The sequence below is a fragment of the Proteocatella sphenisci DSM 23131 genome (assembly GCF_000423525.1).
Taxonomy (GTDB): domain Bacteria; phylum Bacillota; class Clostridia; order Peptostreptococcales; family Filifactoraceae; genus Proteocatella; species Proteocatella sphenisci.
On the sequence record NZ_KE384028.1, the window covers coordinates 1 to 14974 of the forward strand.

Genomic DNA, 14974 nt, shown 5'->3' on the forward strand with positions numbered 1-14974 from the left:
GACATAAACATGATGGTTGAGCTTATCACTCCAATCGCTGTTGAAGAAGGACTAAGATTCGCAATAAGAGAAGGCGGAAGAACAGTAGGATCAGGCGTAGTTGTTGCTATCCATGCTTAATTTCCAAAAACTTAAATAGAATCATAACACTATTAGACTGCATGTCTGACTTCGGTCAGATATGCAGTCTTTTTACATAAATTGCTGGAGGGCTTGTATGGACAGATATTCAAGAAATATGAAGATGCTGACTCAAGATGAAAATGTTTCAATAAGGGCGAAAAAAATAGCAGTTATTGGATGTGGAGGACTTGGGGGATATATAACAGAAATGCTTGCAAGGCTTGGAGTCGGGAAATTGATAGTTGTAGATGGAGATGTATTTGAAGAAACCAACCTAAACCGTCAGATACTATCAGTCCCTGGCGCGATAGGAAATAATAAAGCCTCACAGGCAAAACTGAGAATAGGAACAGTAAATCCAGAAATAATAGTCACTGCATATGAGCACAACCTTACCAGAAAAAATGCCTCAGAAATACTCTTGGGTTGCGATATAGTAATGGATGCGTTGGACAATATAGGCTCCAGGCTAATGCTTGAAGAAGTATGCGAAGAGCAAAATATTCCATTGGTACATGGAGCAATATCAGGCTGGTATGGTCAGGTAAGCACGATAATTCCAGGAGACAGAACACTTTCAGGTCTTTACTCAGGCTCAACAAAAAAAGAGACAGATAATACTTTGGGAAACCCATCCTTTACACCTGCTCTAATAGCATCGTTTCAGGTGAGCGAAGCATTAAAGATAATGATATCAAGAGGAAAAATTCTGCAAAAAAAGATAATGTTTATAAATACATATGATAATTCATTTGAAATTGTCGATATGTCCTAAAGTGTGGCCAGGGACTTAACCCTGGCTATTTTATTGGAAATTGAACGCCATATATGTTATAATATAAAAGTTATAATAAAAGAAATGGGGTAAATAAATTGGCAAAAATCAAAAAACCTATAAGTCCGGCAGGCACTGCAAAAAAGCCGATGACTAAAAGTAACATAACAAAAAGCCCATCACCTAAAAGAAAAAAATCACAGACTTCTAAAAAAATATCCACTTCTAAAAAGGCATCCACTTCTAAAAAAATATCTTCTGCGGATGACTTCAGGAGACAAAATATAATAGCCCTCTTTATGGTAGTTTCAGGAATGATAATTACCTTATCCATAACCACCGATGCAATGGGTTTTTTGGGAAAAGGGATCAAGGCCATAATGTTAGGACAGTTTTCAAGGCTTTCGGTACTCTTGTCACTTTTTTTACTAATTACTGGAGCAATCAGACTGGTTTACAGCTCGAGATTCAGCCTCCACTCTCTTCCACCTGCAATGATAATACTAGTTTCAGCAGCTACAATGATATTTTATGGAGCGACAAATCTTGAAACTATATTGGGAGGGAAAATAAACTTCGAAACTATAAAGATTGTATTTGTAAATTCGGCTTCAGGAAGTGGAATTGGGCTATGGCCTTATCTTATTGCATTTTACTTAGAAAAATTTATGGGAAGCAGCGGAATGATAATAATCTCTCTTGGAATATATATGTTTGTGGGAATTTATTATTTGAAATGGTCACCTTCAAAAATTGGAGATGCAAGTATAAGTGCTTTTAAAAAAAGTAAAACTGCAGCAAAAACCATCAAAGAAAAAGCTGTTGATTATGTCATTGAAGAAGACGATTCCAACAAGGTAAATAAAATCGAATCTAAAAAAGAAAAAAGAAGCACATTCAAAGAGAACTATCTTAAACCACCCCAGGCATTTGAAGAAGACAAAACCAAAAAGAAAGATGGGGGAAGATATGATTTTCTCGAAAAATTCTATGTAGATACAGAGAAAAAAGAGCTTCCAAAATACGAACAAGAAGATGTTATAGTTTTTAATAAAATACCAAAGCAAGAAATGACACCCGAAATAAAACTCGAAAAAACCCCTGAGGAAATTCCTGAATATAAAAGCGAAAGTGGGGATGTAAGTGGGGACACAAAGCCTTATTCACCCTTTATTATAGGCAACTTCAAAACTCAGGAGCCACCTATAGTTTCTTTTGAATCACATGAAGCGGCTGATGTCCATAAAGATGTCCTTGCAGATGAAATCGTGGATGAGAGAGATATATTTATAAAGAGCCAGATGGAAAAAGAACATCCTGAAGAACTTGAGCTACATGAGAAAAAAAATGGTGAAGGGGAAGTTGAAAAAAAGTATATTCTTCCATCAACCCTGCTACTCAAAGACTACAAGATAAAATCAAAAGATCCGGCAAAACAAAATAAAAATGCAAAAAAACTAGAAGAGACTCTGATGATTTTTGGTATAGAGGCAAAAGTGGTGAATGTAGCTACAGGTCCTACCATTACAAGATATGAACTTCAACCCAAAGCGGGGGTAAAAGTTTCTAAAATACTCAACCTTTCAGATGATCTGGCACTGGCACTGGCTGCAGTAGCCGCTATAAGAATAGAAGCACCCATACCAGGCACATCTCTAATTGGAATAGAACTCCCAAATCCAGAGACTGACATGGTGAGTTTCAAAAGTGTACTTGAAAGCAAGACCTTCTTTGAGGCAAAGTCCAAACTGACTTTTGTGCTTGGAAAAGACGTTTCGGGAAAACCTATGGTATCTGATATATCCAAGATGCCTCATATGCTGGTGGCTGGTTCAACTGGTTCAGGCAAGAGTGTATGCATAAACGGACTTATATGCAGCATACTCTTTAAAGCGACTCCCGATGAAGTTAAATTTATAATGATAGACCCTAAGATGGTTGAGCTTTCAATATATAATGATATACCACACCTGCTTATACCAGTTGTAACCGACATGAAAAAGGCACCTTATGCTCTAAGCTGGGCGGTAAACGAGATGAACAGAAGATACAAGCTGTTTGCCCAAAACCGTGTAAGAGATATAAGTGGTTATAATGAATTGGGTGATATAGAAGAAAAAATGCCGAGAATAGTTATAATAGTAGATGAGCTTGCAGACCTTATGATGGTAAGTCCAAACGAAGTCGAAGATGCAATCTGCAGACTGGCCCAGATGGCAAGGGCCTGCGGGATGCACCTGGTGCTTGCTACTCAGCGGCCATCAGTGGATGTTATAACAGGGCTCATAAAGTCTAACATACCTTCAAGGATTGCATTTGCAGTATCTTCACAAGTAGATTCAAGAACTATACTCGACAGCGTGGGAGCAGAAAAACTGATAGGAAAAGGAGACATGCTCTATTCTCCCCAGGGAATATCCAAAGCCCAGAGAATTCAAGGGGCATTTATTTCAGATAAGGAAGTAAAGGATATAGTAGAATTTATATCTAAACAATTTCCAAAACAAAAGCATGAAGTCAGAGACATAATCGAAGAGACAATGCAAAAAAAAGATGAAGAAAAAAAAGAAAAACAAGCAGACCCGATAATTGAAGAGGTCATAGAATTTGCGCATCAAAACGGCCAGATTTCCACATCACTGGTTCAGAGAAAATTCAGATTAGGATATAACAGAGCTTCACGCATAATAGATGAAATGGAAGAACGCGGAATATGCGGACCTATGGATGGGGCAAAACCTAGAAAAGTATTCGCAAAGCAGATAGAAATATCAGAGTAGCTAAAAAAGGAGCAAGATGGAATCAATAAATATAGAAAATGCATTAAATTTGGCCAGTAAGGTGTTCGTAGATGTAAGAAGTCCTTTGGAATTTGAAGCAGACCACATATGTGGAGCGATAAACATCCCAATACTGGACAACGAAGAAAGAGCCATAATAGGGACATTGTACAAAAATAAAGGTAAAGAAGATGCAGTGGAGACAGGCCTGGAATTTGTAGCACCAAAACTAAAAGATATATTTAATGATATAAAAAAATTGAGCGAAGAATATGACAATGTTATAATATATTGCTTCAGAGGCGGTATGAGGAGCAGCTCAGTAGTAGATTTTATAAAGAGCTGTGGATTAAATACTGTAAAACTCGATGGTGGATATAAAAAATACAGGAATTACGTTATAAATTCACTTGATAAGCTCAGTACAGACTTCACCTTTGTAGTACTTCATGGTCACACGGGAATCGGTAAAACTGAAATGCTCAAAGATCTTGAAGCAAGGGGGATAGCAATAATAGACCTGGAATACTATGCACGCAACAGTGGTTCAGTATTTGGAGGAATATATTACAAAGGGGATGCTACAACGCAAAAGTACTTTGAGACACAAATATTTGACTACACTCAGAGTGTAAAAGCAAAAGGTATAAAATATCTCTTTATGGAAAGTGAAAGTAAAAAAATAGGAAAATGCATGCTTTCAAGTTCATTCTGGGATATGATGCAAAATGGATATCACATACTTGTAGAATCTTCTATAGAATCCAGAGTAGAGAGGTGTGTAAAAGACTACACACTAAAATGCTGGGACAATGACGATCTGCTTAAGTCATCTATAATGAAACTCAAGGACTCGCTTGGAAATGAAAACGTAAAAACGCTCCTTGAAAGAGCCGAAGAAAAGGATTATTACTATATAGCCAAATTTTTAATGGAAAACTATTACGACAAACTTTACCTGCACTCACAGGATAAATACAAATATGAGTTTACTGCAAACACCGATGAATTTAAAAAAGCATGCGATGAAGTAGACGCTTGGTACAGACAACTCTTAAAAAAACAAGGATTAGAGCAAAAGGAGATATATGAATAAGATATTTATATCCACACTTGGATGTGCAAAAAACCTGGTAGATTCAGAGATGATGCTGGGAACACTTATAAACAACGATTATACGCAAACCGGACAAATAATGGATGCAGACATAGCAATAGTCAATACATGTGGCTTTATTGAAGCTGCAAAAGAAGAATCTATAAACGAGATATTAGAGCTTGGCCAGTACAAAAAAAGAGGCAAACTAAAATACCTTATAGTTACGGGCTGCCTGGCGCAGAGATATTCAGATGAACTTTTGAGCGAAATTCCAGAAATTGACATAGTTCTTGGGACTACAAGTTTTGATATGATACTGGAAAAAATAAATGAGCTTAAAAGTGGAATAAAAACCAGTCTTATAACAGATATAGACAAGCATATAGCTGAAGAAATTCCAAGATCCCTCCTTACAGACACCTACAGCGCCTATATAAAAATCGCAGAGGGTTGTGATAATCTCTGCACATACTGCATAATACCAAAGCTTAGAGGAAAATACAGAAGCAGGAATCAAGAAGATATACTAAAAGAAGCACGCCAGCTTGCCAAAAATGGAGTGAAAGAGCTCATAGTCATAGCCCAGGACACTACAAAATACGGACTCGATATCTATGGGAAAAAGGCAATAAGTGATCTTATGAGAGAACTTAATAAGATAGAAAATCTGAAATGGATAAGAATACTTTACTCATATCCAGAAGACGTGGATACAGAATTTGTAAAAGCTGTAAAAGAATGCGAAAAAGTACTTCCGTACTTTGATATTCCGATTCAGCATGCAAATGACCAGATTCTAAAACTGATGAACAGAAAAACAGATAAAATGCAGATAAAAGGGAATATTGACAGGATAAGAAAAGAAATACCTGAAGCCTCAATAAGAACATCTATAATAGTTGGATTTCCTTCAGAAACCCAGGAGCAATTTGATGAACTTTGTGAATTTGTAAAAGAAGTAAAATTCGACAGGCTTGGAGTATTTGCATATTCAAGAGAAGAAGACACTCCAGCTGCACTTTTGGAAAATCAGATAGACGAAGAAATCAAGCAAGAACGAAAAAACCGTCTCATGGAGATTCAGCAGGGAATTTCTTATGAAAAAAACAAGACCTTCGTTGGGAAATCAATGGAAGTTTTAATAGAAGAAAAAATCGAAGACGGACTTTACGAGGGAAGATCATACAGGGACATGACAGAAATTGATGGTCTGGTATTCGTAAAATCAGAAAAAAAACTTAAAAAAGGACAATTTGTTAATGTAAAGATAACAGATGCACTTGAATACGACCTCACAGGGGAGATTATATAAAATGAATACACCAAACAAACTTACTTTACTCAGATTTATATTAGTACCATTTTTCCTTATTGCAGCATATTATGAAAAAAACAATAATGTAATGATGATGAGCACAATAATATTTGCTGTGGCCTCTTTTACAGATTTTCTTGACGGTTATCTGGCAAGAAAGCATGATATTGTGACGGATTTTGGAAAATTTATGGATCCGCTGGCTGACAAAGTACTTGTAGCAGCTGCACTTCTATTTCTGATTCAGGTTCAAAGAGTAGAAGCGTGGCTGGTTGTAGTAATAATAACAAGGGAGTATGCCATATCTATAATAAGGGCTATGGCAGCAACCAATGGAAAAGTAATTGCCGCATCAGGAGGAGGGAAGATAAAGACCGTCACTCAGATGCTGGCAATCCTTATGTTGCTTATGAATATCCCATTTGCAGACATAATGATGTATATATGTGTAGGTCTGACACTCTACTCAGGTGTAGAATATATCTGGAAAAATAAAGAACTTATAGCTGAGAGATAATTAACAATGATATAAAAATACAAAATATATGATATAATTTTTAATGACAAACAATAAAGGAGGACTTTAATGGAATTTAAAACATTTGATGAACTAATCAAACATGTTCAAAGCAATGGTAAAAAGAAAAGAGTAGCTGTAGCTGCAGCCCATGATTCACATGCACTTGAAGCGCTTATACTGGCTGATAAAGACGGTATAGCAACGCCAGTACTTGTTGGATACAAAAAAGAAATCCAGCAGCTTCTTAAAGAGCTTGGAACTGATCCAGATGCCTATGAAATCTACGAAACTCATAGCGACAAAGAATCAGCAGAAAAGACAATAGAGCTCATAAGAGAAGGCAAAGCTGACTTTATAATGAAAGGAAAGCTTCAGACAGCAGATTTGTTAAAAGCGGTAGTAAACAAGGAAACTGGACTTTCAAAAGGAAAGATAATGTCTCATATAGCAATGCATGAGGTACCTTCATATCACAAACTGCTGGCAGTAACTGACGGCGGAATGATGATGTATCCTAATCTTGAGGAAAAAAAACAGATAATAGAAAATGCAGTTGAGGTGTTCAATAACATAGGTTACGAGTGCCCAAAAGTAGCAGTTCTTTCTGCAGTTGAAAATGTAAATCCCAAAATGCCTGAAACTATAGATGCAGACATGCTCAAGCAGATGAATCTTAGTGGGGAAATAAAAAACTGCATAGTAGAAGGACCCATTGCCTATGATTTGGCATGGAGTAGTGAATCTGCGCAGATTAAGGGCTATAAGAGTCAGGTATCAGGACATACAGATATAATGATAGTGCCTAATATTACAGCGGGAAATATACTGGGCAAATCACTGATATATGCCGCGAATGCAAAGATGGCAGGTTTCATAGTTGGAGCCAAGGTGCCTATAGTTCTCACTTCAAGAGGAGCATCTACACAAGAAAAGTATTTATCACTGGCTATTTCTGCATCAGCAGTAAAATAAAATGCAAAGGAGATACATGATGAAAAAATTAATGACAGGTAATGAAGCTGTAGCAAGGGGAGCATACGAGGCTGGCGTAAAATATGCTTCGGCCTATCCGGGAACCCCAAGTACAGAGATACTGGAAAACGTAGCCTTATATAAGGATGACATCCTTGCAGAGTGGGCGACGAATGAAAAAGTTGCACTCGAAGCAGCAATAGGAGGCTCAATTGCCGGAGCAAGAACTCTTGCAGCAATGAAACACGTTGGAGTTAACGTAGCAGCCGACCCATTATTTACATATGCATACATGGGCGTAAACGGAGGACTTGTACTTATTACAGCCGATGAGCCAGGACAACACTCATCACAAAATGAGCAAGACAACAGAAATTTTGCAAAACATGCAAAAGTGCCCATGCTTGAGCCATCAGACAGTCAAGAATCTAAAGACATGATGTTAAGAGCGTACGAAATAAGCGAAAAATACGATGCTCCACTGCTTTTCAGAATGACCACAAGAGTTTGTCATTCAAAAGGAATCGTTGAATGCGGAGAAAGAACAGAAGTTGGAATAAAAGAATACGAAAAGAATGTTCTAAAAAATATAACAGTACCAGCTCACTCGAGACTGATGAGATATACTGTAGAAGAAAGAATGATAGCGCTAAAGGAATTTTCCAATGAAACAGACCTTAACTTTGTAGTAGACAATAACTCTAAAACAGGAGTAATATCTTCTGGTGGAAGTTACACATATGCAAAAGAGGTTTTTGGAGATACAGTATCTTACCTAAAGCTTGGTTTCACAAATCCGCTGCCAGATAAAAAAATAATAGAATTCTGTAAAGGCATGGAAAAAATATATGTAATCGAAGAAAATGATCCATATATAGAAGACGAAGTAAGAAGACTTGGTTTTGACTGTTTTGGAAAGAATCTGTTTCCATTTTGCGGAGAGATGACTCCAGAAGTTATCAAAAAAGCCGTATTTGGGATTGAGCCAAAGATAGTAGAATACGACAGAGCGCTTGCTGTACCAAGACCTCCTACACTTTGTGCAGGATGTCCTCACAGAGGGTTCTTCTATGAGCTTGGAAAGAGAAAAGATGTTGTTGTAGCAGGAGACATTGGTTGCTATACACTTGGATTCGCTCCACCATACAATGCAATGGATTTCAACGTATGCATGGGAGGCGCATTTGGGTCAGGACATGGAGCACAGCAGGTCTTTAACATGAAAGACGACAACAAGAAGAGAGTGGTATCAGTAGTTGGAGACTCAACATTCTTTCACACTGCTATAAACGGGCTTCTTAATGTAGTTTATAACAAGTCAAATTCAGTAAATATAATCCTGGATAACAGAATAACAGCTATGACTGGACATCAGGAAAACCCGGGTTCAGGATATACTATTCAGGGAAAAGAGACAACAATTGTAGAAATAGAACCACTTGTAAGAGCTTGTGGAGTTGAAAATGTAAGAACAGTAAATCCTAATGATCTTAAAGAGATGAAAGAAGCGCTTGACTGGGCTCTTGGCATGGAAGAATCATCAGTTATAATAACAAGATGGCCATGTGCTCTTAAAAAGTTTACAGAAGTTGACAAAAAAGAATTCACAGGAGCATTTACGGAAAAATATGAGATAGATCACGATAAATGTATAGGATGCAGAATGTGTATAAAAACAGGATGTCCTGCTATATCTTTTAACAAAGAAACAAAAAAATCTACAATAAAAAAAGATCAGTGTGTAGGATGCGGAGTATGTGCACAGGTATGTCCAAAGCAGGCAATAGGAAAGGCAGGTAAATAATATGACTAAAAATATACTACTTGTTGGAGTTGGTGGGCAAGGTACAATACTTGCAAGCAAGCTTCTTACTACAGGTCTTCTGGAAGAAGGATATGATGTAAGAATGAGTGAGATTCACGGAATGTCACAAAGAGGGGGGAATGTTTCATCACATGTAAGGTATGGTGAAAAGGTAGAATCCCCTGTTATAGAGCTTGGATCAGCAGATGTTATAGTAGCATTTGAAAAGATGGAAGCGATAAGAGCACTAGAGTATCTAAGACCCGAAGGTCTCGTAGTTGTCAACAACATTGAGATTGAGTCTATGCCTATACTTTCTGGAAAATTTGATTACCCACAAAACATTATAGAGACTCTTGAATCTAAAGTAAGGACTATAGTGGTAGATGCTTCTGAAAAAGCTGAAGAACTTGGAAATTCAAAAGTAATGAATATAATTTTACTTGGAACAATAATCAAGTCTATGCAGCTTGAACACATCAACTGGGATAAAATAATAAAAGAAAACGTTAAACCAGCCTTTGTTGATATAAACATTAAGGCTCTTGAGATAGGAAAAACATTAGTTTAATATTATCGGCCAAAAGAAAGATGAATCCATTATTTGGAATCATCTTTCTTTTGGCTTTTATTTGCATTGTGCATGTGATAAAATTGAATTAACAAAGGGAGAGGAAATGAATGATTATGAATCCTAAAAACAATATATCAGAGATAGATAAAATAATTGAGGACTTTTTGATTGTTTTTTCACAAAAAGACCAGGACAAAGACTATCAAAATGATGAAATACTCAAGACTAATCTTAAAAAACTTATAAATAAAAAAGATTTTAAGGCACTTAAACTTGCAAAAGCATTAAAGGACTATCTTGGATATATGGACAGTAAAGAATTTATTGAGTATGCCTATGAATATATATTGTCACTTTCTTTCCCTAAATCCATAAATATTGAACTCTCAGATGAGAAAAATCAACTGGTAAAATTGTTTCTGACATTTTACAGAGAATGGTTAAAGATAGAAAAAAGCACAGATTCAAGTGAATTTTATATAAAACATCCAATAGAACTCCTTACAAAAGAGGAACTAAATACCTTAGATAAAAACCATGAATACCATAAATTTATAAAGCGATTCGAAGATGAATATATATTCGAAATGATGAAATTGAACCAGGAGATCAAGGGATATACTACCTTGGACCACATATCAGGAGTAAGCTCTGTAGCTGGATATATAGCAAGGCAGCTAAGAGATGCCGGACTTCCTGTGGATGTTGCTACAGTCGTAGCCGCCGCCGCAGGACATGATATAGGCAAATTTGGATGCAGAAAAAATGAAGAAAAAAGAGTCCCTTATCTGCATTACTACTATACCGATGTATGGTTTAGAGAAAGGTCCATGCCCTACATCGCAAATGTAGCATCAAACCACTCTACATGGGACCTTGAACTGGAAAATCTTCCTGCAGAGTGCCTTGTACTCATATATTCTGATTTCAGAGTTAAAAATAAAGATGGCTCAATGCATATATATCCACTTTCAGAATCATTTCAGGTTATTTTAGACAAACTGGACAATGTAAACGAGGCAAAAGAGCGTAGATACAGAAAAGTTTACGCCAAACTAAAAGATTTTGAGAATTTTATGGTAGAAAATTGTATAGACACAAGCATTACCCTGCAAGGACTGGAAAAAGCTCAAAATCAGAAAGATATGCCCAAGGCAGATCTTAGCCTTGCCTATGGAGAAAAGATAGCAGAAAACCTTAAATACAAGGCCATTGAGTACAACATAAACATACTCAACAAACTTTCTGCGGCAAAATCATTTAATGGGATGCTTGCAGATCTCAGTGGTGAAAAAAATTGGAAAAAACTAAGAGAATATCTAAGCACCTTTGAAGAATATTACATCTATACCAGTCAGCTGCAAAAGATGTTCATTATGAATATGCTGAGAGATCTGCTGCTTTACAAAGAAGAAGATGTAAGAAATCAGGCAGCAAAGATTATAGGCCTCCTTATTACCAACTTTGATCAAGAATACAAAAAAGACATTCCAGAGGATGTCACATATGACATACAAGAAATAAAAGCTGTGGATATATTCGAAAAATATATGGAATATTTTATATACAAAGATCATAAACTGACAGAAAAACATAAGAATTGGTTAGAGATAAATACAAAAAACTTTGTATCCAGCATATTCAAAAATGGTTCTGACAAGACTCAACAATATTATGAAGTTATAGAGAAAATTTACAAAAAGGCTATGTCAACAGAAGTTGCTCTAACGGACCAAACTCTGGCTATGATGTCTCAGCTTATAAAATATATTCCTTTAGAAAAAATAACTATGCCAGACACCCTTATAGTATTCATGAAAAAAATGTACAATGCTCCTTCTACAGACATAAATATGTCTGTAGCTAAAAGTATGTATGTAGTACTCAAAAATTTAGACAAAACCTCGCTTTTTTATATTGATGTCTCAACTTTTATCATGCAAAATACCAAAAAAAGTGGAAAAAAGGCAGTAGATTTTGTAAAACATAAGCTTGTAAACTTTATATGCGAGAAAAGTGATATAGATTTAAAAAAGAGACTTGAAATTTTTGAACCAGATGAAATCACAAAAGAAGAAATATCGGGTATTTATCTGAAAAACTTAAAGAGTGCTACAAGTTGGATTGAAAAAAAATCAAATATAGACCTTCTCGAAGAACTTACACTTCTTGGAAAAACAAATAATAACCTGCAGACAGTCATGCACTTTTGCAATCTTCTCAAAGTAAGCTCTGCAGAGAGCGTAAGAAATCATTCGGGAAAAGCTATGCTTTCAATATTTCCCATATTAGAAAGACAGGAAAAAAATGAAGCATGCATAGAACTCATAAGAGCTCTTGAGATGCAAGACCTTCAATTTACAAAATATATACCAGAATATATAGGAAAGATCCTCATATACCAGGAACCCGGAGAATTTGATGAAATACTCGAAGACTTTTACTATAAAGTCAAGACCGCAAACGTCCAGGTGGCATGGCTTATTCTCGTTGCGGTTGGACATGCAATAGAGAGCTATATATTAAATGGATATGAGCTTAGCAATGACCCGGCCGGATACAAGAGGCGTATGGAAAAAATGGTAGGAATACTTCTTGTAGGTCTCTACAGCTTTGATAGATACCTCAGTCATGAAGCCCTAAAAATAATAGCAAATAACATATTCTCTTCAAAAAACCTGACCATAGTACAAAAGTATAAAATTTATATACTTGTAGATAAAAAAATCCTCAACATGCTTAAAAACAAGAACGAAAGTAAAGATTTGTATTTAAGAAATGCAGCTTCTCTTAATTCAATATATAGGTTTATTGCAGACTATGAGTTTTTATACGGAGAAATAAAACGTGGAAATGAGCGAAAAATAGCATTTTTCCCAGGTACATTTGATCCCTTTTCCCTTGGACATAAGGAAATAGCCAAAGCCATAAGAGACATGGGATACGATGTATTCCTGGCTGTAGATGAATTTTCATGGTCCAAAAAAACTCAGCCTAACAAGATAAGAAGAAAAATAATAAAAGTATCTGTTGCAGAAGAGCCCAATATATATATACTTCCAGAAGATGTACAGGTAAACCTCTCTAATGATGAAAACCTGAAAAATCTAAGTAAAATATTTGCACCAAGAAAGGTAAGCATAGTAGTAGGCAGTGACGTTATCCTTAACGCAAGCAGCTACAAAGACGGCTCAAAAAATGAAATACTTAAATATGACCACATAATTTTTCACAGGAGAAATCAGAGTGACAGGAGTGAAGAACAAGAGCTGAGATTGCTTGCTATAAAGACTGATATGATAAAAGGAAAGTCTGATATACTTAGCCTTGCGCCCCAGTATGAAGATATAAGTTCCACTCAGATAAGAGAAAGTATAGACGCAGAGCAAGACATTTCAGAGCTTATAGATCCTCTGGCACAAAAGTTTATATACAGGTATGGCCTCTACAAAAAAGAACCTATGTTCAAGCGATATTTTTCCAACATGACCCTGAAGACAGAAGTTATAGACGACTGTTCAGGCCAAGAGATAAGAAAATTAATACACACTTGCATAGATTCTGACCTTATGGATGAAGACCATATATCAAGGGTGTCTGATTCGCTTGCAAAACATGAAAACCTCAGAGCTGTAGTCATACGTGACGAAGCTACAGATAAGCTCCTGGGATTCACTACCAGCAGCTGGCTGAGAAGCACGGAGTATTACTCGGAATTTGAAGACACAAAAATAAGTGACTATGTGAGGCAAAATGCTCTTGGGAGAATATTATACATCAATTCTATGTGTGTAAATAAAAAAGAATCAATAAACAACATATACCAGATACTTCTTACAGAGACTCTTACAATGGCACTTGAAAAAGATTACACATATTGCATATTCAAAAATTTCATACCTGTGGACCCTCAAAAATGCCACAAAGTTTTCGAATTGCAAGGATTTGAGTATATCCATGCAGACGATCCGGAAAATATCATACAATGTGTAAACATGGCAAAACCAATAGTACTGAATCTGGATCTTAGGAGCATGCTCAAAGAGCCGTTTAGAAGCAATAAAAACATAAAAAAAGAAATCTACAAAACAAGAGAAGACCTTCAGATGGCCCTGACCAAATTGTATAAGGGACAACTGGTGCTTTCTTTTGACAGGAGTGTAACATATGGGAAATTAATCAAAAAAGTATGTGACATAAATCAGGTGGCTTATGATATAAAAGTACCCAGAGAGTTAGGCGAGAATATGTGCGTACCATATGGAGCAACCCTCAATGGAGCTCGTGTACCAAATACAGTAACAAAATCTATTCATACAGAAAAGACATTTAACCCTTCTTTGACGGACTTTGACTTTAGGGAATTTCCCAACTACATGGATATAAAAAACCAGATAAAAGTATTGTCATCATTCAATAAACCAGTAATACTGATAGATGACATTCTTCATAAAGGACACAGGATAAAGGCGCTTGACCCCTTGTTCAGAGAAGCCGATATTCAAATAAAACAGATAGTAGTAGGAATACTTTCGGGACAGGGAAAAGAGCTGATGGACATACAGGGACGTAATGCACAGTATATTTATTTCCTCCCAAATCTAAATAACTGGTTTAACGAAAATTCACTGTATCCATTTATGGGAGGCGACTTTGTATACAGAGAAGAAAGTTCAGATGAATATATACTTCCATCTATAAATTTCATATTACCTTATGCCTCACCAGGATTTGTAAAAAACACAAATCCGGAAAATATTTATACATTATCAGAAACATGCATAAAAAATTCAATAAAAATATTTAAAACAATAGAAGCAGAGTACCAGAATTTAAATGAGACTAACTTCAATCTAAAGAAAATTGGAGAAGTTTTCCAAAAACCAAGAAAGCCGGACCAGGGCAAATGTATTGATTATGATCTGGATATTAAACCATCGGAATATCTCAAAAATGATCTGGAAAAATTAAAAAGGTTGAAAAATATTATTCAAAGATAATGGAGGAGAAAA

General features: G+C 36.0%; 10 protein-coding genes. All 10 read left to right on the plus strand.

Going from position 1 to position 14974, the window contains the following annotated elements; translation table 11 throughout:
* On the plus strand, nt 1–120 hold a 120-nt coding region (locus G558_RS13775), incomplete at its 5' end, for an EF-Tu C-terminal domain-related protein (protein ID WP_330363861.1).
* A gap of 97 nt (nt 121–217) precedes the next feature.
* Complete coding sequence (locus G558_RS0111160) at nt 218–898, plus strand: HesA/MoeB/ThiF family protein (RefSeq protein ID WP_028830203.1); 681 nt, start codon at nt 218–220, stop codon at nt 896–898.
* Between the two features lie 98 nt (nt 899–996).
* The gene (locus G558_RS0111165; protein ID WP_242825239.1) at nt 997–3678 is read left to right on the plus strand and encodes a DNA translocase FtsK; all 2682 of its coding nucleotides are present in this window, start codon (nt 997–999) and stop codon (nt 3676–3678) included.
* 16 nt (nt 3679–3694) lie between these two features.
* Nucleotides 3695–4774 carry a tRNA 2-selenouridine(34) synthase MnmH gene (gene mnmH, locus G558_RS0111170; RefSeq protein ID WP_028830205.1) on the plus strand — a complete coding sequence of 360 codons (1080 nt, stop codon included), beginning with the start codon at nt 3695–3697 and terminating at the stop codon, nt 4772–4774.
* The gene (rimO, locus tag G558_RS0111175) at nt 4767–6089 is read left to right on the plus strand and encodes a 30S ribosomal protein S12 methylthiotransferase RimO (RefSeq protein WP_028830206.1); all 1323 of its coding nucleotides are present in this window, start codon (nt 4767–4769) and stop codon (nt 6087–6089) included. The genes mnmH and rimO overlap by 8 nt, the downstream gene beginning before the upstream one ends.
* A gap of 1 nt (nt 6090) precedes the next feature.
* Nucleotides 6091–6609, plus strand: coding sequence for a CDP-diacylglycerol--glycerol-3-phosphate 3-phosphatidyltransferase (pgsA, locus tag G558_RS0111180; RefSeq protein WP_028830207.1), 519 nt, complete (start codon nt 6091–6093; stop codon nt 6607–6609).
* A gap of 69 nt (nt 6610–6678) precedes the next feature.
* A complete protein-coding gene (locus tag G558_RS0111185) occupies nt 6679–7584 on the plus strand; it encodes a bifunctional enoyl-CoA hydratase/phosphate acetyltransferase (RefSeq protein WP_028830208.1) in 906 nt (301 codons plus the stop codon).
* Nucleotides 7585–7603: 19 nt separating this feature from the next.
* Complete coding sequence (gene iorA, locus G558_RS0111190) at nt 7604–9388, plus strand: indolepyruvate ferredoxin oxidoreductase subunit alpha (RefSeq protein ID WP_028830209.1); 1785 nt, start codon at nt 7604–7606, stop codon at nt 9386–9388.
* A 1-nt stretch (nt 9389) separates the two neighbouring features.
* Nucleotides 9390–9959 carry an indolepyruvate oxidoreductase subunit beta gene (locus G558_RS0111195; protein ID WP_028830210.1) on the plus strand — a complete coding sequence of 190 codons (570 nt, stop codon included), beginning with the start codon at nt 9390–9392 and terminating at the stop codon, nt 9957–9959.
* Between the two features lie 110 nt (nt 9960–10069).
* A complete protein-coding gene (locus G558_RS0111200; RefSeq protein ID WP_051188666.1) occupies nt 10070–14962 on the plus strand; it encodes a nicotinate-nicotinamide nucleotide adenylyltransferase in 4893 nt (1630 codons plus the stop codon).
* Nucleotides 14963–14974: the final 12 nt, after the last annotated feature.

Coding starts and splice junctions, on each gene's coding strand:
- G558_RS0111195 (WP_028830210.1), top strand. CDS start 9,390: ATGACTAAAAATATACTACTTGTTGGAGTTGGTGGGCAAGGTACAATA.
- iorA (WP_028830209.1), top strand. CDS start 7,604: ATGAAAAAATTAATGACAGGTAATGAAGCTGTAGCAAGGGGAGCATAC.
- G558_RS0111200 (WP_051188666.1), top strand. CDS start 10,070: ATGATTATGAATCCTAAAAACAATATATCAGAGATAGATAAAATAATT.
- pgsA (WP_028830207.1), top strand. CDS start 6,091: ATGAATACACCAAACAAACTTACTTTACTCAGATTTATATTAGTACCA.
- mnmH (WP_028830205.1), top strand. CDS start 3,695: ATGGAATCAATAAATATAGAAAATGCATTAAATTTGGCCAGTAAGGTG.
- G558_RS0111160 (WP_028830203.1), top strand. CDS start 218: ATGGACAGATATTCAAGAAATATGAAGATGCTGACTCAAGATGAAAAT.
- rimO (WP_028830206.1), top strand. CDS start 4,767: ATGAATAAGATATTTATATCCACACTTGGATGTGCAAAAAACCTGGTA.
- G558_RS0111185 (WP_028830208.1), top strand. CDS start 6,679: ATGGAATTTAAAACATTTGATGAACTAATCAAACATGTTCAAAGCAAT.